26 protein-coding genes are annotated in these 24,470 nt (G+C 40.8%); 21 read left to right on the top strand and 5 right to left on the bottom strand.

Annotated features, from left to right (window positions below; all coding sequences use genetic code 11):
* Positions 1-11: 11 nt before the first annotated feature.
* The 11 genes from EHO65_RS05350 to EHO65_RS05300 all read left to right on the top strand — a co-directional run bounded on the left by EHO65_RS05350 (position 12) and on the right by EHO65_RS05300 (position 8,850).
* Complete coding sequence (locus EHO65_RS05350; RefSeq protein ID WP_135773128.1) at positions 12-749, top strand: tetratricopeptide repeat protein; 738 nt, start codon at positions 12-14, stop codon at positions 747-749.
* On the top strand, positions 750-1,379 hold the full coding sequence (hisG, locus tag EHO65_RS05345) for an ATP phosphoribosyltransferase (RefSeq protein ID WP_135773127.1): 630 nt from the start codon (positions 750-752) through the stop codon (positions 1,377-1,379).
* Between the two features lie 56 nt (positions 1,380-1,435).
* Positions 1,436-1,636 carry a 50S ribosomal protein L32 gene (gene rpmF / locus EHO65_RS05340; RefSeq protein WP_008593555.1) on the top strand — a complete coding sequence of 67 codons (201 nt, stop codon included), beginning with the start codon at positions 1,436-1,438 and terminating at the stop codon, positions 1,634-1,636.
* Positions 1,637-1,641: 5 nt separating this feature from the next.
* Entirely contained in the window at positions 1,642-2,646 is a 1,005-nt protein-coding gene (gene plsX, locus EHO65_RS05335) for a phosphate acyltransferase PlsX (protein WP_135773126.1), read from the top strand.
* Positions 2,647-2,743: 97 nt separating this feature from the next.
* Positions 2,744-3,508, top strand: a complete 765-nt coding sequence (fabG, locus tag EHO65_RS05330) for a 3-oxoacyl-ACP reductase FabG (protein ID WP_135773125.1) — start codon at positions 2,744-2,746, stop codon at positions 3,506-3,508.
* 444 nt (positions 3,509-3,952) lie between these two features.
* The gene (acpP, locus tag EHO65_RS05325) at positions 3,953-4,186 is read left to right on the top strand and encodes an acyl carrier protein (RefSeq protein ID WP_008594933.1); all 234 of its coding nucleotides are present in this window, start codon (positions 3,953-3,955) and stop codon (positions 4,184-4,186) included.
* Positions 4,187-4,253: 67 nt separating this feature from the next.
* The gene (gene rnc, locus EHO65_RS05320) at positions 4,254-4,991 is read left to right on the top strand and encodes a ribonuclease III (RefSeq protein WP_208743995.1); all 738 of its coding nucleotides are present in this window, start codon (positions 4,254-4,256) and stop codon (positions 4,989-4,991) included.
* An 11-nt stretch (positions 4,992-5,002) separates the two neighbouring features.
* Positions 5,003-5,464, top strand: coding sequence for an NUDIX domain-containing protein (locus EHO65_RS05315; RefSeq protein ID WP_086446343.1), 462 nt, complete (start codon positions 5,003-5,005; stop codon positions 5,462-5,464).
* Positions 5,461-6,555 carry a 3-dehydroquinate synthase gene (aroB, locus tag EHO65_RS05310; RefSeq protein ID WP_135773124.1) on the top strand — a complete coding sequence of 365 codons (1,095 nt, stop codon included), beginning with the start codon at positions 5,461-5,463 and terminating at the stop codon, positions 6,553-6,555. The genes EHO65_RS05315 and aroB overlap by 4 nt, the downstream gene beginning before the upstream one ends.
* Before the next feature lie 281 nt (positions 6,556-6,836).
* Complete coding sequence (locus EHO65_RS05305) at positions 6,837-7,706, top strand: mechanosensitive ion channel family protein (protein ID WP_135773123.1); 870 nt, start codon at positions 6,837-6,839, stop codon at positions 7,704-7,706.
* Between the two features lie 49 nt (positions 7,707-7,755).
* Positions 7,756-8,850, top strand: coding sequence for a tetratricopeptide repeat protein (locus EHO65_RS05300; RefSeq protein WP_135773122.1), 1,095 nt, complete (start codon positions 7,756-7,758; stop codon positions 8,848-8,850).
* A gap of 109 nt (positions 8,851-8,959) precedes the next feature.
* On the opposite strand, the gene EHO65_RS05295 is transcribed toward EHO65_RS05300, so the two are convergent.
* Complete coding sequence (locus EHO65_RS05295; RefSeq protein WP_135773121.1) at positions 8,960-9,355, bottom strand: hypothetical protein; 396 nt, start codon at positions 9,353-9,355, stop codon at positions 8,960-8,962.
* Positions 9,356-9,359: 4 nt separating this feature from the next.
* On the bottom strand, positions 9,360-10,784 hold the full coding sequence (gene pyk, locus EHO65_RS05290) for a pyruvate kinase (RefSeq protein WP_135773120.1): 1,425 nt from the start codon (positions 10,782-10,784) through the stop codon (positions 9,360-9,362).
* A gap of 101 nt (positions 10,785-10,885) precedes the next feature.
* Between pyk and EHO65_RS05285 the strand changes: the two genes are divergently transcribed.
* From EHO65_RS05285 to EHO65_RS05275, 3 genes are read left to right on the top strand one after another with little or no spacing between them, the layout of a single operon-like run.
* A complete protein-coding gene (locus tag EHO65_RS05285; protein WP_208744007.1) occupies positions 10,886-11,794 on the top strand; it encodes a histone deacetylase family protein in 909 nt (302 codons plus the stop codon).
* A 4-nt stretch (positions 11,795-11,798) separates the two neighbouring features.
* On the top strand, positions 11,799-12,614 hold the full coding sequence (locus EHO65_RS05280; RefSeq protein ID WP_135773118.1) for a hypothetical protein: 816 nt from the start codon (positions 11,799-11,801) through the stop codon (positions 12,612-12,614).
* On the top strand, positions 12,615-13,718 hold the full coding sequence (locus EHO65_RS05275) for a SpoIIE family protein phosphatase (RefSeq protein ID WP_135773117.1): 1,104 nt from the start codon (positions 12,615-12,617) through the stop codon (positions 13,716-13,718). It abuts the gene before it with no gap.
* Here the strand turns inward: EHO65_RS05275 and EHO65_RS05270 are convergent.
* The 3 genes from EHO65_RS05270 to EHO65_RS05260 form a co-directional block, all read right to left on the bottom strand.
* Positions 13,701-15,518 carry a hypothetical protein gene (locus EHO65_RS05270; RefSeq protein ID WP_244243446.1) on the bottom strand — a complete coding sequence of 606 codons (1,818 nt, stop codon included), beginning with the start codon at positions 15,516-15,518 and terminating at the stop codon, positions 13,701-13,703. The two genes, EHO65_RS05275 and EHO65_RS05270, sit on opposite strands and share 18 nt — an antisense overlap.
* A gap of 43 nt (positions 15,519-15,561) precedes the next feature.
* Positions 15,562-16,023: a putative lipoprotein gene (locus EHO65_RS05265; protein ID WP_135773115.1), complete on the bottom strand. Its 462-nt coding sequence runs from the start codon at positions 16,021-16,023 to the stop codon at positions 15,562-15,564.
* Positions 16,024-16,109: 86 nt separating this feature from the next.
* Positions 16,110-18,035, bottom strand: a complete 1,926-nt coding sequence (locus EHO65_RS05260) for a glycoside hydrolase family 36 protein (protein ID WP_135773114.1) — start codon at positions 18,033-18,035, stop codon at positions 16,110-16,112.
* 106 nt (positions 18,036-18,141) lie between these two features.
* Between EHO65_RS05260 and EHO65_RS05255 the strand changes: the two genes are divergently transcribed.
* From EHO65_RS05255 to flaA1, 7 genes are all read left to right on the top strand, one after another.
* Positions 18,142-18,780 (top strand): ribonuclease D, encoded by a 639-nt coding sequence (locus EHO65_RS05255; RefSeq protein ID WP_100710526.1) that lies wholly within the window; start codon positions 18,142-18,144, stop codon positions 18,778-18,780.
* Entirely contained in the window at positions 18,777-20,144 is a 1,368-nt protein-coding gene (gene radA, locus EHO65_RS05250) for a DNA repair protein RadA (protein WP_135773113.1), read from the top strand. The genes EHO65_RS05255 and radA overlap by 4 nt, the downstream gene beginning before the upstream one ends.
* A gap of 41 nt (positions 20,145-20,185) precedes the next feature.
* Positions 20,186-21,250 (top strand): LIC10775 family protein, encoded by a 1,065-nt coding sequence (locus EHO65_RS05245; protein ID WP_425269332.1) that lies wholly within the window; start codon positions 20,186-20,188, stop codon positions 21,248-21,250.
* A 6-nt stretch (positions 21,251-21,256) separates the two neighbouring features.
* The gene (locus EHO65_RS05240; RefSeq protein WP_135773111.1) at positions 21,257-22,060 is read left to right on the top strand and encodes a hypothetical protein; all 804 of its coding nucleotides are present in this window, start codon (positions 21,257-21,259) and stop codon (positions 22,058-22,060) included.
* 293 nt (positions 22,061-22,353) lie between these two features.
* Complete coding sequence (locus tag EHO65_RS05235) at positions 22,354-22,587, top strand: DNA-binding protein (protein ID WP_086446245.1); 234 nt, start codon at positions 22,354-22,356, stop codon at positions 22,585-22,587.
* 34 nt (positions 22,588-22,621) lie between these two features.
* A complete protein-coding gene (flaA2, locus tag EHO65_RS05230) occupies positions 22,622-23,335 on the top strand; it encodes a flagellar filament outer layer protein FlaA2 (protein WP_135773110.1) in 714 nt (237 codons plus the stop codon).
* Positions 23,336-23,356: 21 nt separating this feature from the next.
* Positions 23,357-24,298, top strand: a complete 942-nt coding sequence (gene flaA1, locus EHO65_RS05225; RefSeq protein WP_135773109.1) for a flagellar filament outer layer protein FlaA1 — start codon at positions 23,357-23,359, stop codon at positions 24,296-24,298.
* Positions 24,299-24,470 lie beyond the last annotated feature (172 nt).

The following is a 24,470-nucleotide window of genomic DNA, read 5'->3' as shown; positions in this document are numbered from 1 at the left end:
CGGAGTTTTGGATGAAACGATTCGAACCTAAAACAGGTGCTTCTATTACCGATATAGATCCGTATCCAGGTCTTACCGGAGCAGAAAGATTTTTCGCAATTTTATTCTCCAAGATTGGAGAGAATAAAAAACAGGTTTTATTCGGAGTAGGTGTTTTATTCGTAACCGTACTGGCCGTTGTTAGCTGGAACGAGTATAGAGCAGAACAATTCCGTAAGGGAACTCTTGCGATCGAAAAAGTGGAGAAGGAGTTGGCTCTCTCTCCTATGACCGAGATCACTGATAAGATCAAAAAATACGAAACTATTGCTTCAACATATAGTTCTCCTTCTTTAGATATCAGACTTTCCAAAACTTTGGGTGATCTATATGCTAAGAACGGAGAATACCAAAAAGCGGCAGAGAAGTTAGAATTTGCGGGAAAAAAAATAGATGAGCTTCCGGAAGTGAAGGCTTACTATTTTTATATCGCAGGGAACTATAGAGAAAGCGCAAACCAACTCGCGGAAGCAGAATCCGATTACGGAGTTTCCGTTTCTCTTTTAAGCAGCCGCAAGAATGTAGCTGGTTTTTACGCTTGGAGTCTTTACCAAGCCGGTCGTTTGAAATTGCAAAACGGCAAAAAAGAAGAAGCAGTCGATTTACTTAAAAAAGTTTTAGACCAAGATATCGCTTCTCCTACTGAAGAATTTAAAGCAGTTAGAGAACTCGCTACTTATCTTCTATTAAAAAGCAGCCAGGGAAACTAAATGCTGACTTTGGCCCTTCCGAAAGGACGGCTTGCCGAAGAGAGCATAGAACTCATGCTCGAAAGGGGATGGCTTTCCGGCCGTCCCGATCCTGATTCAAAAGAACTTATCTATAAAGACCCAAAAGGGAAGGTCCGTATTTTACTAGTCCGTTCCCAAGACGTGGCGACTTACGTGGAACAAAATTCTGCGGATGCCGGTATCGTGGGATGGGACGTATTATTAGAAGGTGGTTATGACCTTCTTCTTCCCTTGGACCTAAGCATAGGAAAATGTAGGCTTTCTGTAGCAGGGCCAAAAGGTTGGAGCCTTAGCTCTGGAGAAAGAAAGGTCCGTGTGGCGACAAAATATCCGAATATCGCCAAGGACTTCTTCCTGAAAAAAGGGATTAACTGCGAGGTGATCAAACTTTACGGAAGTATTGAACTCGCACCTTTAGTGGGTTTATCGGATTGTATCGTGGATTTGGTGTCCACGGGCGGCACTCTCAGGGCCAATAATCTGGAAGAGATCGAAATTATTATGGAATCCACGGCGAGATTGGTGTTTAACCGCTCCGCCTTATACACGAAACGGGTAGAAGTAGGGGAATTCTTGGAATCGTTTGCTTTGACTGAAAAACAGTTGTGAATTCCGCCTTTAAAAAAAACATAGTCGTAAATCGACCTTATCTATAGAGAAAAACAATGGCAGTTCCTAAGAGACGAAAATCTAAATCAAAAGTGAGGATGAAACGGGCCCATCATGCGATCGGCAAACCGAATCTAGTTCCTTGCCCGAACTGTAATTCCTTCAGACCTCCTCATAGAATCTGCCCTGTTTGCGGTTTTTACAAAGACCGTGTAGTGGTAGAACCGAAAGTCAGGAAGACTAGCGAAGAGAACTAATCAATATGTGGGTCGCCGTCGATGCAATGAGCGGCGACTACGGTCCTGATAGGATCGTAGAAGGTGCCGTTAACGCGGTAAATCACGACGGCAGAAACGTCATCCTCGTTGGTAAAGAAGAAGATATCAGCGAGATCCTCCTCAAATACGAATACGATACAAACAAGATCAGAATTGTTCATGCCAGTGAGATCATAGGTATGAACGATTCTCCTTCCATCGCGGTGCGCGCTATGGAAGATTCTTCCGTTGTGCAAGCAGCTCAACTCGTCGCTGACAAAACCTGCGTTGGAATGTTCTCCCCTGGAAATACGGGGGCCACTATGGCTGCTGCATTATTATATCTCGGTAGAATTCCTGGCGTTCTCAGACCTCCGATTGCCGCTCCCATTCCAAGAGAGAAAGGAGCTCCTACACTTCTTCTAGATGCAGGTGCAAACGTGGATTGTAAGCCCGAGTATTTGGCTCAATTCGCTATCATGGGAGAGATCTACTCCAGACTGATCTTCAATATCCATAAACCGAAGGTTGGGATCTTATCCAATGGAGAAGAAGATAAGAAGGGGAACTCAGTTACCTTAAAAGCATTCGAATATATTAAAAAACTACCGATCGATTTTGTAGGAAATGTTGAAGGACGAGATCTTTACGGTGGAGGAAGAGACGTGGACGTTGTAGTCTGCGACGGATTCGTAGGAAATATTGTCCTGAAAGCAACCGAAGGTCTTTCTAAATCCATATTCGCGGTACTGAGAGAAAGTATCGCTCAGTCCAGCCTTGCACAAACGGGGGCACTTCTTCTTAAACCTACATTCACTGCGATCAAGAAAAGATTAGATTACGCTGAGTATGGTGGAGCCCTTCTTCTTGGTGTAGATGGGACCTGTTTGATCGGGCATGGATCTTCCAATGCACATGCAGTCCGAAATGCGATCCGAGTAGTGGTAGAATGTGCCGAAAGGGACGTGAACCAGCGCATCAAAGAAGATATAGAAAAGGCAAAGTTCTAACTCTTAAGTCTTCCAAGGTGAACGCTACACCCAGAATCACTTGACCCTCCAGGCCCTAAAAATACGCTAACCGCAGAATCTGGTAAGGAAAAAACCAATGATCGATTTGAAAGGCAAAAACGCCATTATAACCGGGGCTGCCCGCGGAATCGGTAAAGCAACCGCTCTTAAACTCGCGCAAGCAGGCGCAAACGTTGTCATTGCCGACTTAAACGAAGAGGCAAGTAAAGCTACTGCGGACGAGATCGCAAAAGCTACAGGTGTAAAAGCAATCGGAATCGCTGTAAACGTAGCAAACGCAGAATCCGCTCAAGCAGGTATCAAAGCTGTTGTGGATAATTTCGGCTCAATTGATGTCCTCGTGAACAATGCTGGTATCACTAAAGACACTCTTATGCTTAGAATGAAACAAGAACAGTGGGATGCTGTAATCGCAGTAAACCTGACTGGAACTTTCAACTGTATCCAAGCAGCTATTAAATTTATGGCAAAAAATCCGAATGGTGGATCCATCATCAACCTTTCTTCCATCGCAGGAGTGAATGGAAATATCGGACAAACCAACTACTCCGCATCAAAAGCAGGGGTGATCGGTCTGACTAAAGCAGTCGCTTTGGAAATGGCTGGTCGTAAGATCCGTTGTAATGCGATCGCTCCAGGTTTCATCGCTACTGAAATGACAGAGGCGATCCCTGAAAAGATCCGTACTGCAATGGTAGCTGCGATCCCTTTAAAGAGAGCAGGACAACCGGATGATATCGCGAATACTATCGCGTTCTTAGCTTCTGATATTTCCTCTTTCATTACAGGACAAATAATCGAAGTGAACGGTGGGGGATTCCTCCCAGGAGTCCAAGCCTAATACTTCAGATCTTTATCTGAGGATAGGTAGAAAGCCCGGAATTTTCCGGGCTTTTGTTTTTTTGCAGAACCAATCAAATCTTCCTTAGAAAGATTCTCGTAATGTTCCATAAAATTATAAATCCCGAACGGCGTTCGAACGAATGATCGAGAACGGTCTCAATATCAAATATTAGAAATGTGACTTTTTGATTATTTGAATATGAGGGACAGAGCCGGAATTTTCGATCTATTAAGTCGCTCCGTTTTAAGTTATAGAACATCTTCTTTGAAAAAAATATAAAAAAGAAACTTGGAGAATATTCTGTTTTTTTCCCGTTTCCAATCCGTTATCGCTTGCCAAAACATTTGAGAAAAAAATGTTTAAAAATCGGTGGATGAATTCATCCCCGATTCTAAACCTAACTAAAACTTACATACCACTTTGGTGGTACGGAGGAAACAAATGGCAGATTTCGAAAAGATTAAGTCTATTATCGTTGAGCAACTTGGAGTGGATGAGTCAGAAGTGACTCCTGAAGCACACTTCATTGATGACCTTGGTGCAGACTCTCTTGACACAGTTGAACTCGTTATGGCTCTTGAAGAAGAGTTTGGCGTTGAAATTTCCGATGAGGATGCTGAAAAGATCCAAACCGTCGGAGACGTAATTAAGTTCATCGACACTCTAAAGTCCTAATTGACTAGACCTCCGGGTTCTTACGGGAACTCGGAAGTCTTTCTTCCATTCCTTTTATCAAAATCCTTTGATAAAAAAAAAACAAAATCAGAATCAAAATAAGACTGATCCTAAGAATAGAAAGGATCCTTCTCTACTTGCGTCCGAGCTTGGTTTAAAATTTAATAAAACTTCTTATTTAGAAAATGCATTTATACATAGTTCTTTCAGGAACGAAAATCCCGAATATAAAGAAGATAATGAAAGACTTGAGTTCTTAGGAGATTCAGTTCTCGGACTCGTTGTCGCAAAATATTTATACAGAACAAATCCTTCCGCAAATGAAGGAGAACTTTCTAGAAAAAAAGCAACTTTAGTTTCTACTGCGATGTTAAACGGGCTCAGTGAAAAACTGGGACTGACTTCTTATGTTTTACTCGGAAGAGGAGAAGGTCAGGGAGGAGCTCAAAAGAAACTTGGGGCAAACTTATTCGAATCTCTGGTCGGTGCAGTTTATTTGGACCAAGGAATGGAAGCGGCGGAGAAGTTTATACTCCAACATCTTATAGATTACGTTAAAAATTCCGATAAAATAAGAGAGGCTACGGATTATAAATCCATCCTACAGGAAATTTGCCAAAAAAAATTCAAACTTCTACCTTCTTACAGATTGCTAAAAGAGATAGGGCCGGATCACGAAAAGACTTTTTACGTTAGTGTATCCATTCGAGACAAGCATTCTGCGGAAGGAAAGGGAAAGAATAAAAAGTTCGCGGAACAAGACGCCGCGAAACAATTATTAAAGGCCTTAAAGATCAAGGTTTAATGAAATCTAATATGGAATTCTTTTTTAAAAAAAAAGGTTTGAGGGTCCGTGTGGCCGCTTTGATCCGAAATCGTAAGGGAGAAATCCTTCTTCTCCAGCAAAAAAAGAAGGATGCCTATTATTGGTTATTGCCTGGTGGTGGAATAGAATTCGGAGAAAGTGCAGAAGACGCTCTGAAAAGAGAATTGAAAGAAGAACTTTCTTTGGATATCACCAGCGCAAATTTTCTATTTTTAAATGAGTCCATCGATCCTAAGGGAAATCGTCACCTTCTACAGTTAGTATTCTTAGCTACCGTCAAAAAACAGGATCCTGAAGTGAACCTGAAAGAAAAGGCGATCACAGGATTCGGCTATTTTCCTTTGGGAGCGGTTTTAGAAATGGATATAAGACCGGATATTAAGGATTTTCTTTCTTCCGGAAAATACAAACCGGCTCCTTTTATACGAAGCCAATGGGTATATGATAAATGAATCCTATCCGGGAAGTACAGATCAGAGCATTTTCAAAAGAATATAAAGTACAGATCCACTCAGACTTCAGAGGCTTGGGAGAAACGATCAAAAGATTTTATCCTGTTTCTTCCATATTTATACTTACGGAAAGAAAACTTTCAGGGTTATTTTCCAAATTTTACGAATCGGAACTTTCCGATCTTGGAATTCCACATCACGAAATTTATATTAAAGGTGGGGAGAAGAATAAACATATCCTTCGCACCGCAGAAGTTTATAATAAGCTGATTGAGCTTGGGGCAGATCGCAAAAGTTTGATCCTGGCATTGGGTGGCGGAGTGATCGGTGATTTCGCGGGATTTATCGCTTCTACATTCCAAAGAGGAATTCGTTTTGCTCAAATTCCCACAACCTTGCTTGCTTCCGTAGATTCTTCTGTGGGTGGAAAAGTTGCAGTGAATGCTGATCTTGGGAAAAACATGATCGGCTCCTTCTACCAACCTGAGTTTGTATATTTGCCCTTGATCGCTTTGTCCACTTTGCCTAAAAGAGAATGGAGATGTGGAATGGCGGAGATCGTAAAACACGGTCTTTTGTCAGGCGGGGAATATCTGGAGAAGGTCAGCTCGAACGATAAATCTGTCTATGACCATACTTCTCCAGAACTTTTGGAATTGATCATAGGTTCTATTTTATATAAGGCTAATATAGTTTCCCAGGATGAAAGAGAGACCGGTTTAAGAAAAGTCCTGAATTTGGGGCATACAACCGCTCATGCAATAGAGTCTCTCACAAATTACAGAAGATATTCTCATGGAGAAGCAGTTTCCATAGGTCTTTTGACTGCGATTATTCTATCCTCGGAAAAACAAGGATTGGACCCATCTTGGATAGAGACCTTGAAAAAAATCCTGAAAGCATATGATCTTCCTTATCATGATAAGAGTAAATCCACTCAGGTGGCAAAACATACTCTTCACGATAAGAAGAATGTAGGAAATTCAGTTCGATTTGTTCTTCTTCAGTCTCCTGGGAATCCGATTTGGGATATTCCGGTCGACTTGGAAGAGATCGCTTCTGCTTTTAAAAAACAGAAGAAAATGAATTAGAAAAAAACCGCGTAGCGCGCGATACGAGAGAACGGGTTGCCTAAGTTTTTCTCATTGTGGGAACTCCAACGCGAGTGAAAAGGCGGCCCCCGCCCTGGTTTGGGTGGAGGAGGAGGGCCCGTGGGAGAACCCGCGCCCCCTTATATCATAGAATCATTATGTTTTCGATCAGGTTCCGATTTTTGACCGGAATTTTGTTTCCAAGTTCGTCTTAGCGAGTTCTAAGCCTTGAAATTAACCTTGCCTTGGCTTAGAGTTTCTTTAGTCTGGGTTCTCTCATCATGGAAGACATACTCCGACTTATTAATCCGATTTCTCTTCTGAACTCTAAGGAAAGAACCATTACGGAAGAGTTCGTCTTGGTTGTGTATTTTATCCTTACCTTGGTGGTCGTTTATAAAACTTTCGTTTTGAGTTTCGATAGGATCAGTCCTCCAGCTGATAATTCTGCCAGATACAATCGTAGACGAGTGACTCGGATCTTGTTTGTGGTTGTGGGAGCAGTGTCCCTTCTGCCCGTAATTTTTTCCGGGCTTTCTTATCTTCCTACAGTGATGGGGCTCGCGGGTGCTGGTATTGTAATCTCCTTAAAAGATATTACTTTGAATTATGTGGGTTGGTTGCTCATACACGGTAGCAACGGTTTTGAAGTAGGGGACCGGATCGAGATTGAAGGCATTAAAGGAGATGTGGTCAATATAGGGATCAATCGTTTTACTTTGATGGAGTTGAGCCCTGATCCTAAATCAGAACAATCTACGAATCGATTGGTTCATCTTCCGAATCATACGATCATTCTTCATAAAGTTTATGTTGTGAAAGAGAAGATGGGATTCGTTTGGGACGAATTCAGGATTAAGATCCCTCATAGTGCCGATTGGGAGGCAGCCGAAAAGTTATTGAACGGGATTTTGAAAAACAGCTCCATTATAGACCAGCATAAGATAGATTATTCTGTTCGAGAACTTTCTAAAAATTATCTGGTAAGACTCGGAACGACTACACCGATCGTATATATGACTGTTGAGGAGGGAGGCGTATTATTCTCTCTTCGTTATCTTACTCATATTAAAGAAAAAAGAAACCAGAAGGCAAGGATCTCCAGAGAAGTATTGAAGGAATTCGGAGACTCCGGGATCCAATTATTATAAGTTGTCCGGAATTTTTCAAAAAGAGATATACGAAGCAGGTAGGTGAACCTTGAGACAATATCATTCCTTTTCATGGCCGATCCGTTTTACTAAAATAGTCTTCTTTATTATATTTTCCTTATGTTTATCTGCAGGAGAGATTTTTTCTGAAGAAATTTCCAGGCCGGAACATGAAAAAGCGGATCGATTCATCGAAAATCAGGATTATAAATCTGCATTAAAGATCCTTCTCGAATACGAAAAGAAGAAGCCGGACGATGATGTTTTACTTTTTAAGATCGGTTTTAGTTATTTCAGATTAGAAGAGGATCAAAAAGCGCTAACATATTTCGAAAAAGCAATCCGATCCAACTCGAAAGAAGCGAAATACTATGATTATTACGGAGCAACCCTCTATTTTTCCGGGAAGATAGACGAGGCGGAGAAACAATTCTTAAAATGTATCGAATTGGATCCAAAGGCCCAAAAGGCATTGAGTATGCTGGGTGCCATTTATGCTGAAAAAAGACAGCCAGCTAAAGCAAAGAATTATTTTTTGAAAGCCTTGGAAATCGACCCGGAAGATCTAAGAGCGAATTATAGTCTTGCGGGTCTCTATTTTAATGAAGGAGAGTTGGCGAATTCCCAAAAATATTTCGAGATCTGTTATAAATTAGATCCCGAAAATTATGCCACTGTCAGCTACTTAATAGAAAACTTATATAGACAGGAGAAATTCGACGAAGCGGAGAAGTATAAGAAACGCCTGGCACATATCAGGAATTCTTCTCAAGATCCTCGGATCTCTAATTTGAAATATTTTCGTTTCGATACGTTTCCAATCAAAGAGTATATGATTGTTGCTCAGGAAAGTTTTTCTAAAACGGGAGATCTATATTATTATTATGTTTTTTCGGTATTCGATAAGAGCGGAAAACATTTGAAGAATATCAACCTAGAATCTTCTACAATTTTAAAGGAACAAGGACTGAAATATATTATCGGAATGGATAATATTGAAGAAGGAAACTCTAAACATTCTACTTCTAATGTCGCGTATCCAGAATTGCCTACTTACTTTGAATTAAAGTCCTTATTGGCAGAGATATTAGAAGGCAAAATAAATTTTCCGTATAGTTCTTCAGCTAACCCAAAATCTAAATGAAGATTAACCTTAACTTCTGTCATGGACCTTTTCCAAAATGGGAACAATTGGTCTTATGTTTTATTCTAATTTTTCCAATCGGGCAATCAAATGCGGAAAATCTTCTAATCTATCTCGATCGATCAGGACCGGAACGGTGAAACAAAACCGGAGAGATCGTCACCCAAATTAGTATCAAGATCCAAAATTCGCCTGCGAAAATATTATGGACCTTTAGGAAATCCTTATATGGATTTTCGGAAACCCGTAAGAACATTAGAAATTCGAATAGATCCGTCATAAAACACCATACGAGTCCGACCGAAAAAGCATGGACCCTGTCTTTAAACGGCCATTTTCGAGAGATGTATAATATAGGCACAGAGATCAGAAAGAGCCCTGTGAAAACGGAAACCTGGTGAGAAAAATGTTCTTCGAAAAAATCCTTATAGGCTAATTCCCGAATGGCGGCGTTCAGTAAAGCCGCCAAAAGAAGAAGGAACCAACTCAGAATATATTTGATCATGGGTTTATCTTATTTTATAAATTTGTAAAAAGTCTACCGATTTAGCTTCTCCACCCGGCGCTCCAGAAAGGATCACAACTATATCTCCTGTAGTCAGCATTCCATCTTCCGGAAGTTTCGTTTCCATGTAGCGGATCATATCAAAAAAAGTTTCCATGAATGGCATTACATAAGGTTGGACTCCGCGATATAATTTCATCTTTCTTGCTGTGGCCAAGTAAGGAGTGAAGGAGAGAATAGGAACCTTAGGTCTCATCTCTGAAGTAATTAGTGCAGAATATCCACTTCTTGTAAAATTCACGATTGCTTTTGCATTGATACTATGAGCGATCTCTCTCGCAGCAGAACCGAGTGCTGCTCTTTCTATTTCTAATTCTGACTTTTTTAAATTCCAATGGATCTCGTAAATTCGATCTAAGTTTTCCGTTTCTCTTAGTATCTTAGCCATCATCTCTGCGGATTCTACCGGGTATTTTCCACTCGCGGATTCTCCGGATAACATCACTGCATCTGTTCCGTCCATAACTGCGTTTGCAACATCACTTGCTTCCGCTCTGGTCGGTCTTGGATTGTCCACCATGGATTCCAACATTTGAGTGGCGGTGATTACAGGTTTGCCTGCACGGTTTGCTTTATAAATGAGTTCTTTTTGTAAAACCGGGACTCTTTCCGTTTCCACTTCGACCCCTAAGTCACCTCTAGCGATCATGATCCCGTCTGCTGCTTCTAAAATTTCATCTATATTACGGATCGCTTCCGGTCTTTCTATTTTGGCGATGAGTCCTGTTTGGGTGCCTCTCATCATTTCTCTAGCTAGTTCTAGATCAGAAGCTCGTCTTACGAAACTTAATGCGACGTAATCCACCCCTAAATTTAATGCAAACTTCAGATCTAATAGATCTTTTTCGGAAAGCGCGGGCGCAGAGATAGGAGTTCCCGGCAAATTAATTCCTTTGTTGCTTTTTAAAATTCCTCCTATTATAACTTTTAAAACGGCTTCTTTGCTTGATTTGGATTCAACTTCTAGTACGAGTTTACCATCATCTACTAATAGTTTGTCTCCCGAACGAAGATCTTCTATCATGGCAGGGTAGGTAGTGCCGACCGCCTCGGAATCTCCCAGATATTCCGCGTCGGGTAAAAGTCTGATCTTGTTTCCCTTTTCCAACTCGATTTGGGGAACCCGGAGTTTTCCGGTTCTGATTTTTGGTCCTTGTAGATCCGCCATGATACCTAGAGGAACGCCGGATTCGGATTCGCATTTTCGCAAAGTTTCAAAAACTTTTTTGTGAACTTCGTGAGTGCCGTGAGAGAAATTCATTCTCGCGATGTCCATTCCGGCTCGGAGAAGTGCAGTGATAGTATTTTCATCTGAGGAAGAAGGGCCGATGGTGCAGACCATTTTGGTTTTTTTTTCCGGGCTAAACATGAATGGGAACCTCCGAAAATTTGGACGTATTTAAGAATGCTATTTCGTTCTTTACGGGGCGAAACGGAAGGGTAAGCTTGGGAAAAAAAAGGCACACCCAATTGCGCCAACAGTTAGAACGGCTCGCTCTAGTTTATCATCCGGAATACAATATGGACCTTGGTCCTCACGTATTCCCCGCACGTAAATACGCAATGATATACAATCAAGTCAAGGAAGATCCAAAACTTTCTTCTTTGCCTGCCCTCCAACCGGCCCCGGTCGGAGAGGAAGAATTAAGCCTAGTCCATACTCCCGAATTCATTTCAGATTTTATGAATTTGAGATATACGGATCGGACCATGTATTCCGAACTTCCCCTCAACCAAACTATGGTCAGAAGTTTTTGTCTAGGAGTGGGAGGCACCATTCTCGCGACAGAGATGACCGAAAGTTATAAATATGTGTATCATATCGGTGGTGGGTTTCATCATAGTATGCCTGATCGTGCAGAAGGTTTCTGTTATCTGAACGACGCTGCAATCGCGACGAAACTTTATCTGCAAAAATATCCCGAAAGAAAGGTTTTATTTATAGATCTGGATCTTCACCAAGGAAATGGAAACGCTAGAATTTTCCAAGGAGACCAGTCTGTTTGGACTTTTTCCATGCACCAAGAAGAGTTATATCCTAAAAAAGAGAAGTCCAATCTGGATATACCTTTGGATCACGGGACCAACGACAAAACATATCTTGCCCGTTTACAGGAAGGTTTGGAAAAGATCCGAAATGAATTCAAACCGGATCTGATCTATTATTTCGCAGGTGCGGATCCTTTCGAAGATGATTCTTTAGGCGATCTAAAGCTTACTTTCGATGGGTTGAAGGCAAGGGATAAAATGGTTAAAACTTTCGCGGATTCTTTGGATATTCCTGTAGTCGTTATGCCTGCAGGCGGTTACGCAAGGAATTTCCACGACACAGTTCGTATCCATTTTAATACGATCAGGGTTTTCGCCTCCTTAATTTAATTACATGAGTATATTTTCCGGTTCAGATAAATCCACATCGGGTCAGAGTTATATCGACCCGGAGGCATTAGGCCTTATAGATGTAAACAGGGAATTCAAAACACATTTAGGGATAGAAGATACTCTATTCAATCGATTCTCTGCAAAAGAAGTACATGAACTTTTGGAACAATCCGGAATGTTCGAAATGTTACAATTCAGAGGATTCCAAAAAACTAAATTAGAGATCCATGGAATTTCAGAAGTAGACAATCGTATTTATATCAAAACGGAAGAGAACGAAATTTTAGTTCATATGCGTTTGAAATTCTCCGACTTTCTTTTCAAAAAGATAAACGAATCTTTTCCGATGATCTATATAGATTGGTTATTAAGCCAAAACGTGAGACTCGGAAAATTGGGGGAAAAGAAAAAACTATTCGAGGGCCAAGAATATCCCGGCCTCAATATTATGAACGAGATCACTTCTTTTATCCGGTTACTTTCCGGAAAAATCGGAGCAGCGGGAGCTTTTAATATTCCTGAATATTTTCATGACGCAGTTCTATTTCATAAAAATTTTAGATACTTATCTCCTGAAAAAGAGGGAGAATTTAGAGCACTACTCAGATGTTTTAAAAAGGAAAATCTGAGATCTCTCTCCGGAGCCATTCATTCCGGAAAAATTTTAGATCGTCAGACCGCTGCAGTATACTCTTGGAGTTACGGAGAAATGGTGTCTGCGACCAATCCATTTCTCGAAAAATCCTTGTTCGACGAACAGTATGATTCTATGGTTGCCAGAATTTCCGAGACCAGGGAATTTTCTAGGATCGATTAGATGACATCAATTACGATTAACCCTGAAATTCTGATCATTGACGACGATCGGGATGTAGGCGAGGCCTTGGAAATTCTTCTCTCAAAATTAGGTTATAATTCTACTTTTTTCGATTCAGTGGAGAAGGGTAAGGAATATTTCGAAAAAGAATCCAACCCGATCGTCTTCCTAGACATCCATATGCCAAAAACAAGTGGGTTGGACGTCCTACCTTATTTCAAAAATTTGAATCCTGCCACTCAGGTCATCATGATGACCGGAGAAAGGGATATCAATAATGTAGTGACCTCTCTTACTCATAAGGCTTCCGATTTTCTTTTAAAGCCGTTTTCGCTCCAGACAGTCCGCATCGCTGTCCAAAGAGCATTGGATTATTATACTTTGCTAAAGGAGAAGGAAGCGAGGGATGAAAATATCCTGAGAGACCTAAGGCTCGCGTCCAAGATCCAAAAAAAGATACTTTCTGTTCCTGTAATTTCCCCTTTAGAAGTAGTGGTGGATAATACTCCAGCTTCTTTCGTGAGCGGGGATTTTTACGTTCTTTCTAAAATTGAGAACAAGGTAATGGTACTTCTTGGAGATATCGAGGACCATGGAGTAACTTCCGGACTTATCGGGCTTCTTATGACAAGCATCGCAAGAGAAGCTTATAAGGAAAACCAGGACCCTTCTCATGTTCTGAAAAGAATGAACCTGGAACTTGCCCAAGAGATTGGAACTCATAGCTTAACAGCAGCAGTTGCTGTAATAGATTTGGGAAAAAAGACAATCAGTTATGCGAGAGGAGGTCATCCTTTCCCAGTTCTGTACCAAGCTGCCGGACAAAAACTTTTGAATGAAAAATCAGGACAGTTACTAGGTATCATGGATGCTCTGGAATTTGAGTCTCATGAGATCCCATATGAATCCGGAGATGTTTTATTCTTATATAGTGATGGATTATTAAACAGTCTTTCGAGCCCTCTATTCAAAGAGTTAGAAGATGTTCGCAAAAAAGGTCTAAGCATAGAAGATTACCAAGAAGCGATCCGCACTTTCAGTAAGGTAAGTTTGCCTACTAGAGAATTTAGAGACGATTCCAGTTATCTACTTCTGAGACTCTAATTTCTTTTCGGATCTATTCGGTTTCGCTCCAGGAAAAGTACCTTTTCGAATATTAAAAAATACTAATTCAGGCAAAGAGAAAAATGCTGACTGTAATCCGTTTTGTAATCTTCTCCCTTTGTCGAATGGACTAGTGAATATCCCAACCGCAAAATTTCCTAATCCCCAGCCCAAATTTACAAGCCCATAAATCGGTCTGAGCAGAACAATATCATCCGTAAAAAATACAAATGAAGAATCATCCGGATTACTACGATAGATACTGGAACTGAAAACATTGGATTCTTTTAGGTAAGTCTTCCATTTGGGATTTGATCCGTATAATTTTTCCAAAGCTACTTTTCTATGAGAAAGTTCTAAGGTTTCCTCTTTTACATTCCATTTTTCATTAATAGAATCATAAGCAATAAACGGAATAAAAGTAAGAGAAGAATGAGGATCTATTCTTTTCCCAAGAACGTTTTGGTATTCCTGCTCGTTTAAGATAAATTCCAGAGAATCGAAAATCTCGGAGGTGCAGTTCTTGGTGATCAGTTTGAAAGTATAAAAACGTTTTAGGTTCTCATAATATGATTCTTCTACTTTTTCGGAACGGGCTAAATATTCTGAGATAATCTCAGGTTCCGGAATCGGAAAAGGAAATACAAAAATTCCGGAAAGATCCGGAGAAAGTCTATCAAAAGTATTTCGGATAGAAATTCCTCTGCTTAACCCTGTCCTCAATTCCCAGTCCCTGTTTTCCAAGTCTTCCCAGGTAAGATAATTTTCCTCTGTGAGATTTTCGGATTTTAGCCTTTCTTCTCTAAAAGTTTTAGAAGCTTCTAATAATAGATCGGAACTTGCTTCCACAACTTTTTTATCCTTTGACCAGGTGGTGGGAGTGATCTGAGAAACGGATTCCGGAAAGGTAACTAAAAAATAAAGTTTACCTTCTTCTATACTCTTTTCTAAAACTAAAAATCTTGCCAGATTAACGAGCACACTATGACCCCAGTTTGAATTTTCCTCTTTGATGAGATCAATGATGGAAAGTTTGAGTGAGTCACGTAAGTAGATAAGTTTTACTTTTTCTTCTTCGCTTAATGGTTTGCCCGAAGAAAGAAAGATCGTTTCAGGATCTAATGAATAGCCTAAATCAAGGATTTCTAAAACGGATAGTTTTTCGAGTCTGGGTAAAAACCAGGAAGAAATTCCTTCTTTATAAAACGGATAGTTCCCATTTTGGACAGTCGGCGCCTCGGAGAATAGTGCAAATTTTCCTTCGGAAAGTGCAGAATTTAATTCCTTTTTGATTTGAGTTCGGACCTTTCCAAGCCAGCCTTTTCCGAGTGTGGAATTCAGTTCTTCCTTTAAAGTAGAATATTTGGAGCCTTCTTCCTTTTTGAAATAACCGAATGTTCTGATCCTAATGTTTTTTTCAGGTCTTTGGAGTTCTTTTAAGAATTGTATATCTGCCCGAATAGATTCTAAATTTTTAATATGTTTGAATTGGATTAATGCAAGTTTTTCGAAACCGGTTCTGATCTTGTCTAAATCCTTTTCTGAAATTGCTATTCGAGCGATCTTGCTTGTTCGATTAGAATAAGTATTATATGAATAAGAAAATCTTTCGTAAGATTCTCGAACTACTCTGAATATTTCGTCCGGATAATATTGGAAATGGATAACCGTATCATCAAATCTAAGTGCGGAATGTCCCCCGCTGGATTGCCCGGTATTTGCATCCACATAGATAAAATCTAAATAGCTGTTTTCGGAATGAAGAGTAGAAAAGGGGAGAATTAAAAAAAGAAGAAGCAAGCGACCTTTTAGAAAAGGCCGCTTATACACACGCAATCTTAAATTAGAGGGAAAGATAGCCTCTTTCCAGAGCTTTTGCGATTTCCGGTTTGAAATTTAAGTTTGCAGCAAAACTTTTAAAACCTTCTTCGCTGACTCCTGCTTTCTTGAGTCCTCTTCCGATGGAAACATATGTGCTCTCTGAATTTTTCCAGTTGATCACTCCGTTTTTAGAAGCGAGTTCCGCAAGGTCAGATTCGAATTCGGAAGAACGAGTGGATCCAGTTTGTAGATAGAAAGCGGTTAAATTTTCCACATCTCTTTTGTATCCTTTCTTTTCTGCGGCTTCATCTTTGGAAGAAGAGGAAACGGAAGAAACTACGGAGACCACTGCGTTGGAAATACTTTGTAGTGAATCCGAAGATTTAGAAAGTGAATTTGATATGGAATCTATAAAACAATTTTGGGAGATTAGGATACTGAATGTAAGTAAACCTGCTCCCAGAATTTTGTGAAAAAATTTCATTGATGTACCTCGCCTTTGGTCTTCCGAATTTTGGAAGAAAGTTTCTGACACGTTCGCGCCTATTCTCTTCCCGAATTCGGTAAGAGTCAACTTTGTTTTCCGGAATATAGGACCACTGTGGACCAAGGTTCCATTTCAATTTTGAGAATTTTCTTACGGGAATCTATTTCCAAAGAATCCGGCTTTTTACCTGTCCAATAATCTATAGAGTTCTTTTTGTCCCAAGGGAAGAATAAGGAAAGGGAGATCTCTTTTTTCTCATCGCTTGGATTCCAAATCCCTAAATAACCGGAAGGATTGTAGAGAGCGCTCGGGAAAAACTCAGTTCCGAGTCCGACCGGGAGAGGAGTTTTACCTCTACATTTGGACTGAAGTGTTAAACTTTTTTGTAATAATTCAAGCCTATCTTCGTTTACTAGAGAAAGATCATCCGAAACAAATAACATTCCTCCGGAAACAGACATGATACTTGCCATGATCTTTGTCTGGGCTTCGGTCATGCTATTTTTCTTTTTGCGAACTAACAAACAATCCGGATCATTCAGCCAAAGTGTTCTATGCATAGAGGCTCTTGTGATATCGTTGATAAGTGCTCTTTCCGTGCAGAGTCCGTTTCTATCTTTTACTAAGATCCTGGATTTTTCCCTATACCAGAAAGGTGCCACATCACAGGAAATTCTCATCGCATCAAATAATCCTATAGAAGGAAGCATTGGTGCCCCACAACCTAAGATGAATATATCCTTTCCGACTACTTTCCTGATAAACTTAATTGCGTCCGCATAACGAGTATGAGGTGATACACTTCGATCGTAAGTCCAACCAGGTAACAGCGCAGAATACAAGAAGTCCAGTTTTAGATATTTGTATCCGTATTCTTTTACGATTGTTTTGAATACTGTGGCTAAAAATTCTTTGGAGGCAGGGTGGGTCACATCCAAACTATAGGTATAATCCATCCCCCAATTCGGATTCCAAAGCGCAGGCACTGGATTCCCATCTCTGTCCTTTAAAACTGCTTCCGGGAACTTTTGGAAAAATTTAGATTTTTTGCGAACTAAGAAAGGAGCAAGCCAGATCCCGGGCATTAATTTTTCGGAACGAATTGCTTCCGCAAGTAAGCCCATTCCGCCTGGAAAACGATCGTTTGTTTCTAACCAGTCTCCTATCTCGGCTTGGTAACCGTCATCAATTTGGAAAACTTTTAATCCAAGGTTTTTGGATCTGAGTTCTTTCAAATTTTGGAGAATGATCTTCTCTGAAATTTTAGTATAGTAATGATACCAGGAACACCATCCTGTAGGTACCTGTGTCTCTGGAAGTTTAACTTTTAGATTTTTTGCAAGTTCCGCGAAATAATTTTTAATAAAGATTGCTTCGTCGCCAGTAAATTTGGAAACACGGATCTGTGTCAGTGGTAGTTTATTCCCTTTAAAATCCTCGAATCGAAAGAAATCATATACTACTCGAATATCTCCGTTGAAAAAAGGATCCGCTGTTTTTTTGGAAGAAGGTGAAGTTAGGATTTTAAACTTAACTCCTTCTTCTCCTTTGGAAATTGCTCCTACAAAGTATTTGGAGTCTTCGTTTTTAGGTAAAAGGATAACGTAGGCCTCTGAGATCCAGTTACCTTCTTCTCCTGCATGTTCAGAATAAATATTTTCCTGGGAGAATTGCAAAAATCCTAATTTAGGAGAAACATCCGCATCTTCTAAATTTTCCGCAGCGGAGAGACTCCAAGATTGGTATCCATGTCTGAAAATTTTGCCTTCTTTGATCCCATGAGAAGGAAGTTCCCACTCGAAGGTCAAAAGTTCTAAACCTGCAGGAGGTCTTCTTTCCGCGATCCATTCTAAAACGGGGGCGTATGTAGATTTACCTTGGGATTTGACTAATTTAAAGGAAAACTTATAATTCCCGCAATCGCTCTTGGTCTCGGCTCTTCCTACCGGGAACTCAAAATGAGATTTTTGTTCTTCTTCGTAGATACGGGTTCGCAAAATTGCTTTCATTCTAGGACGATGGTTTACTGATTCGAAAGATAGAAAAGGAAAAAAACCGGTGGAGAGGCCGGACTTTTCTTGCGGACCTGAGATCCTATTCGATTATTTTGGCTTTATGGCATCTAACCGCGCGAACAATAAACCGGATCTTTTTCCGGGAGATCTTTCCGAAGAGAGATTTAAAGAATATTTAGAAGACGATCATTTGGCAGTAGATTGCGAAATGATGGGTTTAAATCCTAGAAGAGATCGTCTTTGCGTGGTCCAAATCTGTGATTCCAAAAATAGGGTGAGCCTGGTCCAAATTCTGCCCAACCAAACAGAGGCTCCTCTACTTAAAAAATTATTCGAAAATCCTGATATTATCAAAGTATTCCATTTTGCCAGGATGGATACACTCTTCTTAAGATACAGACTTGGGATTTTGACCAAGGGAGTTTTTTGTACTAAGATCGGATCCAAACTCGCTCGCACTTATACCGACAGACATGGTCTGAAAGATATTATCAGAGAATTTTTTGATGAGACTCTGGACAAAAAAAATCAGTCTTCCGATTGGGGAGCTCAATCCCTCACTAAGGATCAGATTGAATATGCATCCGGAGATGTTTTATTCCTGATATCTCTTTCACAAAAACTTACTCAGATATTGATCCGAGAAGGAAGATATGAACTCGCACAAGAAGCGTTCCAATGTCTTCCTGTATTCAATCAGATTGATTGGCTCCAAATGGAGAATTTATTCGAACATTGAAAAAGAAAATTTCCAAAATCTTTCTTTGCCAATCCTGCGGGCAGGAATTTTCCCGCTGGGCAGGTAAATGTGAATCCTGCGGAAAATGGAATACGATCGTGGAAGAATCGGGAGGGGATCGTTTTTCCTCTACTCCTAGTTATAAAAAATCCGCGGTATATAAGGAACCTGTTCCTATAGATTCTATTCCTTCCGATGATACAAAACGTCTAAGTTCAGGTCTTTCTGAATTGGATTTGGTTTTAGGCGGAGGACTTGTTCCTGGAAGTTTGATTTTAGTAGGTGGAGAACCTGGAGTAGGTAAATCCACACTCATCTTAGAGATCAGCAGAAGTATGATCTCCCAAGGCAGAAAAATATTATATATATCAGGTGAGGAATCGGCGGCTCAAGTTGGACTTAGGGCAGCACGGATGAATGTTCTATCGGAAAACCTTCTTCTATCTTCCGAAACATATGCAGAGAATATTTCCGCGATGGTCGAGGATGTAGAACCTGATCTTGTATTTGTAGATTCAATCCAAACTCTTACCAGAGAAGCACTTCCGAACCAAGCAGGAACAGTTACTCAACTTAGAGAATGTACCCAAGTGCTTTTGGAAACTGCAAAACGTACAGGCATCCCAATCGTCATGACCGGTCATATTACCAAGGATGGAGCGATTGCAGGTCCTAAGGTATTAGAACATTTAGTCGATACGGTATTGTACTTCGAAGGGGATAAACTGAATTATTTCAGACTTCTTCGCGCCGTAAAAAACAGATTCGGTGCAGTAGGGGACCTTGCAGTTTTCGAAATGTTGGAATCCGGATTAAAAGAAGTAAAGGACAGACAAAGAGTATTTATCAGTTCTTTGACAGAAGGAAAAAGTGGCTCAGTCATCAGCTCTGTTGTAGAAGGAAGCCGTGCTCTCAGTGTAGAAGTGCAGGCCTTGGTAAGTAGAACCAATTACTCCCAAGCGAGAAGAATGGCAGAAGGTCCCGATACTCGAAGACTTATCCTGCTTGCCGCAGTGATCGAAAAATATTTAGGACATACATTATCAGAATGTGATATATTCGGAAACCTGGCAGGAGGACTACAGGTGGACGAACCAGCATTGGATCTTGCGATCTGTGCTTCTATACTTTCAAGTTATACGGAAAGACCTGTCCAATCAGGATTCGCTGTCATTGGCGAAGTTGGGCTTTCCGGAGAAGTTCGTTCCGTGGGACAAGTATCTCTCCGTTTGAAAGAACTGAAAGGTGTAGGGATCGAAACTGTATTTCTTCCCAAGGGAAATCTGGCTGAGTTGGAAAAAATCCCTGGAATGGAAATCGTAGGGATCAGCGCTCTAAGAGAATTAGAAGGTCTATTTAAGTGAAAGCCCGGATTTTAAACAATCCGTTTGTGCGCGTTTCATATATTATAAAATCATTATATATTATTTTGCTGTTTTCGATCTTATTTCTTGTGGTTCCTGCGTTTTCCCAAGAAGTGGATCCACTCCTTCGCCAGCCTTGGTTTGGTGATCAGGAGAAGAAGGAAGAATTACTCTTTAACAGACTCCAAACTGCTTTTCGTTTAAGCGCTCATTATGTTTGGAGGACCGACTCAAGATCTCGCAATTATCGTTTTTACAAAGACGGAAGAGTGGAGATGATCCTGGACCGGAATTACAAAGAAGTATTCCCGAACAGACAAGAATTGGATCTACATTATAGCGAGGCGGAAAGTTTGCAAAAACATGCAAATCCATATTCTGCAATTCGACTCTTAAAAGGTTCCATGTACTGTTACAGGTTGAGATACGGAAAACTTGTACCGGAAGGTTATGAAAAAACAGCAAAACTTTTAGGAAAATTTTTAGACCAATACTCTCATAAAGAAAAAGAATTACAAAGGTTTACTGATCCATTCGGTTGTTGGACTCCTGAAGTTTTAAAGATCAGAAGTTCAGACTTTGCATATTCATTCGATCTTCCCCCGGAACTAACGTATTTATTTCCGGACGAAGACAGGGAGTTTTCCGGAGAAGACTCTGACTATCTCTGGCAAGTGCATAGATTCTATCAAAACTTTCCAGTGGAAGGGGGACCTTCTACATGGGAAAAGGAATATAGAAAGAATAGTGAAGGTATCTTATTTTTTCGACCGGATCGGATCGTATTCACCGTAGGAACCACACTTCATTTTCATCCTTCTATCTTTAACGCGCAAAACTACTATCTGATTTGGGATTCACTTAGAGGGATTAATTCCAGGACCATGAGAGAATGGAATTATCTTCGCAAAAAAGAAGGGGATCTGTATAGAACAAGATTCGATTTTGTGGGGGAAGATGGTCGCAAGAGCCAAATCATCGTTTTGGAAAAATTTTATTTAAGAGGAACGAGAGGAATACTATTTTCTTTGGCCTACCCAAGCAAATTAGAGGCCTTAGGCACAAAAATCTGGAGTGGATTTTCTTCCTCTGTCGTCGTAGAATAAGAGGAGATGTTTGCCTTAGTCAAAAACTGGGAAAACCAAAAACCTAAAAAACCGGAACCTCCTTGGAGATTATTAGGTTTGGGCCTTCTGTTCGTAAATGGAATGGCCGCACTCTTCCTGCCGATCGGTCTTTTCGGCACATTGATCTCTACGATCGCCTGCCTTGGTTTTTTATTTCTCCCTATGTTCTTCATGACCCTAAGGCTAACCAAGTTTTACGGAAATAGTATATTCTTCGCCTTGTTCCTTGGCTTTATCTCTGCACCTGTTTCCGCACTCTATCTTAGCCATGCATTCGGCTTCTTCCTTGGATTAAAATCACCGGAACAAACCATCTTCCAAAAAGAAGGTGGAGTATCCAATTCTCATATCTATAGATTCACGGATTCCAAGTTTTTATACAAATACCAGGTCACTAAGACCACTCCGGGTTCTATTAAGAAAACATTGTATTTCCATGTTGCACCTTGGGTTTCTTCCGATTGGAAAGAAGGTGATGAGGTCCTAACCTGGGGGGTTTGCCCACAATTCTCCGAAAAAGTATGTGATTGGGAGGAGCAAAACGCTAGGGTAGGGCAGTCCCTGTCTCATTCCAATATCGCAGGGTTAAACTCGTATTATGCGGAAGCAGTCCTGGAAGCCTGTAAAAAGTTCGGTTTTGATATCCCAAAAAATCCCCGGATACTTCTCCCGATATCCAATCCGGAAGAAGTTTTGTTCAATATGGGAGTCCTGGGACTTGCGGGTCTTCTCGCCTTAAACTATATCTGGATCATTGGGATCCTGGTTTGGAATAAGAGGAAACATTAGAAAAGGTTCACGCGAAGCCGCTAAGAGAAGAAAGTCTTGGACCTACTACAACAAATATCTTCTATTCTTTGCGACTTAGCGTGAGAAGATTCTTTTAAGGTGAATTATGTCTCATAAAGCCGATTGATCTCTGCAAAACGAAGGAGTTCCTTCCACCTGGGAGGAGACCTTGTCGGCCCAGAGATCCGATTTTTTCGATTTTTTCTCCCGAACTGCAAAAAACTTTTTACTTGGCTAATTTTGGAACTTAGGCTACCGATATTTATACACAGAGACGGGAAGGAGAAATCTATTTGGACCCCGAAATCCTAACGGAGAAGGTCGCAACCCAGAACAAAAAGTTTCTGGTAGATCTAAAACGGAATGAGAACGGATACTATTTAAAAGTTTCCGAATGGTCCAATAGTAAAAAATCTTCCATATTCATTCCGGCAGAAGGTGTCGGAAAGATGATCGAGGTATTACGTAAGTTCCAAGACCTGATTCAGGATGGAGATATTACGGACATCCCTCCCTCTCAGAATTAGATTGGATTGCACTAAATCTTTAGGAGATGTTCTCATGGGGAAAAAGACGTACTTATTAGCTAGCGTTCTCTTTTTCTTGGCGATTACCGGAACTTCCGGTCAGCAGCCTGCGGGAGGGAACCAAGGCGGCCAAGGCGGCCAAGCACCGGATCCCCTCGAGAAAATTATACTCGAAAACTTCGAGGAGTCCGAAGACTGGAGAGCTAAGTCTACTACTCCCCTGGGAGAGACTAAAACTCTTAAGATGGTTCAAAGAGGTCTGATCCGAGACGTATTCGATGAGAATACTGTTCCGGATAATGGTGGAGACCAATTAGAAAAGAACCATATCCTCGGGATCAAAACTTTTTACAACGATAGGGGATTCGATCGTGTAGAAGTTTTTCCTCCTCACGAATATATCGTAAAAGGAAAAGCTCGTCAGGTCTCTATTTGGGCTCTGGGAAGAAAATTCCGTCACACTCTATTCGTTAAACTGAGAGACTATAGAGGAAAAACCCATAATATTAGAATGGGTCGCTTGGATTATTTCGGTTGGAGAAAGTTAACTGCAACTGTTCCAGGATTCGTTCCTCAAAGTACCAGATTTGCATTATTGGATAAGAACCTAAGATTCGTTTCCATTTTCGTGACATCCGATGTTCATGAAGTTGGCGGAAGCTTCTACTTTTATGTAGATGATTTAGAAGTTCGTGCCGATAAATCTGATACGAAGTATCCTGGTTCTGAAATTAAGGACAATTGGTGATATCTCTCCGGTAGGACAAGTATGAAAAACCTCAGCAAAAGAACTAAAATCACCGCGGCAGTAGTAGTAGGTATTTCTTCCATCCTTCTTCTAGGGACCGTGAGTGCGCAATTTATCAAAAAGAAAAAAGGCGGGATCGAATCTCCTACCGGTATCGACGTAAGTGGAATGGAGTTACGCTCCATTACTGTAGAGTCCTGGGACAATCCTCCTGGTTCTGCTCCTTATGGTTGGGAAGTTACTACCGATAAGGACACTCAAGTTCCGCAAGGACAACAGGGCCAATACCAGGCAACCGCATCCAACGCGCAAGCATTGAGAGAAGTTAAACTTCTTCCTGGAAAACCTGGAGATATCAAGAACGTAGACGCCGGAACTGGAAAGGTTTTGGGAATTAAATTCGCATTCACTTTCCCAGGAGATAACTCCGTAAGTATCCGTCCTCCTCGCACTCCTGAATACGAGATCACTCGTAAAATGGCTTACTTGGACGCGAACAATAAAAGAAAAGAATTCAAGATCTATGGTGTTGAATTCCCAGGGATCGTAAAAGCGGTTTCAGTTTGGGTTTGCGGTCGTGGTAACGAGTATAACCTAGAAGGCTGGTTAGAAGATTGGAAAGGTGATTCTCATATCTTCCAATTCGGAGATCTGGACTTTATCGGTTGGAGACCTCTTACTTTTGAAATTCCTCCGGGAGTTCCTCAAGACGTAAACTCTTTCCCACAAGTGAAGACACTTGTATTCAAACAATTTAAAATTCGCTCTCGTAACGATACGAGTGGAGAAACTGTTTATCTCTTCTTTGATGAGCTAAGAGTTCTTTCCGACGTATTCGAGGTTCACTTCGACGGAGCTTCTATCGACTTTGATGCGGACGATTGCCGCTCTAAACGTAAGTTGGATAAGATGTTGAAAGTGAAAGCTGAGAAAGAATGTGAAGGCGGAGGAAACGGCAAGTAAGCCTTTCTCACAATCCTACTCTAATCAAACGCGGGAACTCTCCCGCGTTTTTTGTTTTAAGAAGAGGGTTCGCACGGAGAATACAGAGAGCACTGAGGGTGTTGTCTTGTAGGCGTTCTTACACAAATTAAACTTTAATGCTCCGTGGCCTTCGTGTGCTCTGTGCGAAAAA

Source organism: Leptospira andrefontaineae (assembly GCF_004770105.1).
Lineage (GTDB): Bacteria > Spirochaetota > Leptospiria > Leptospirales > Leptospiraceae > Leptospira_B > Leptospira_B andrefontaineae.
Note: the sequence above shows the minus strand (reverse complement) of the source record. Positions and strands in the feature narration are given on the sequence as shown.

What these genes read in the sequence shown, in the direction of transcription:
- hisG (WP_135773127.1), top strand. Translation starts at nt 750, where the DNA reads ATGCTGACTTTGGCCCTTCCGAAAGGACGGCTTGCCGAAGAGAGCATA.
- EHO65_RS05305 (WP_135773123.1), top strand. Translation starts at nt 6,837, where the DNA reads ATGGAAGACATACTCCGACTTATTAATCCGATTTCTCTTCTGAACTCT.
- EHO65_RS05255 (WP_100710526.1), top strand. Translation starts at nt 18,142, where the DNA reads ATGGCATCTAACCGCGCGAACAATAAACCGGATCTTTTTCCGGGAGAT.
- pyk (WP_135773120.1), bottom strand. Translation starts at nt 10,784, where the DNA reads ATGTTTAGCCCGGAAAAAAAAACCAAAATGGTCTGCACCATCGGCCCT.
- plsX (WP_135773126.1), top strand. Translation starts at nt 1,642, where the DNA reads ATGTGGGTCGCCGTCGATGCAATGAGCGGCGACTACGGTCCTGATAGG.
- flaA1 (WP_135773109.1), top strand. Translation starts at nt 23,357, where the DNA reads ATGAAAAACCTCAGCAAAAGAACTAAAATCACCGCGGCAGTAGTAGTA.
- EHO65_RS05350 (WP_135773128.1), top strand. Translation starts at nt 12, where the DNA reads ATGAAACGATTCGAACCTAAAACAGGTGCTTCTATTACCGATATAGAT.
- EHO65_RS05265 (WP_135773115.1), bottom strand. Translation starts at nt 16,023, where the DNA reads ATGAAATTTTTTCACAAAATTCTGGGAGCAGGTTTACTTACATTCAGT.
- EHO65_RS05240 (WP_135773111.1), top strand. Translation starts at nt 21,257, where the DNA reads ATGTTTGCCTTAGTCAAAAACTGGGAAAACCAAAAACCTAAAAAACCG.
- fabG (WP_135773125.1), top strand. Translation starts at nt 2,744, where the DNA reads ATGATCGATTTGAAAGGCAAAAACGCCATTATAACCGGGGCTGCCCGC.
- acpP (WP_008594933.1), top strand. Translation starts at nt 3,953, where the DNA reads ATGGCAGATTTCGAAAAGATTAAGTCTATTATCGTTGAGCAACTTGGA.
- EHO65_RS05280 (WP_135773118.1), top strand. Translation starts at nt 11,799, where the DNA reads ATGAGTATATTTTCCGGTTCAGATAAATCCACATCGGGTCAGAGTTAT.
- EHO65_RS05295 (WP_135773121.1), bottom strand. Translation starts at nt 9,355, where the DNA reads ATGATCAAATATATTCTGAGTTGGTTCCTTCTTCTTTTGGCGGCTTTA.
- EHO65_RS05260 (WP_135773114.1), bottom strand. Translation starts at nt 18,035, where the DNA reads ATGAAAGCAATTTTGCGAACCCGTATCTACGAAGAAGAACAAAAATCT.
- aroB (WP_135773124.1), top strand. Translation starts at nt 5,461, where the DNA reads ATGAATCCTATCCGGGAAGTACAGATCAGAGCATTTTCAAAAGAATAT.
- EHO65_RS05275 (WP_135773117.1), top strand. Translation starts at nt 12,615, where the DNA reads ATGACATCAATTACGATTAACCCTGAAATTCTGATCATTGACGACGAT.
- rpmF (WP_008593555.1), top strand. Translation starts at nt 1,436, where the DNA reads ATGGCAGTTCCTAAGAGACGAAAATCTAAATCAAAAGTGAGGATGAAA.
- flaA2 (WP_135773110.1), top strand. Translation starts at nt 22,622, where the DNA reads ATGGGGAAAAAGACGTACTTATTAGCTAGCGTTCTCTTTTTCTTGGCG.
- EHO65_RS05315 (WP_086446343.1), top strand. Translation starts at nt 5,003, where the DNA reads ATGGAATTCTTTTTTAAAAAAAAAGGTTTGAGGGTCCGTGTGGCCGCT.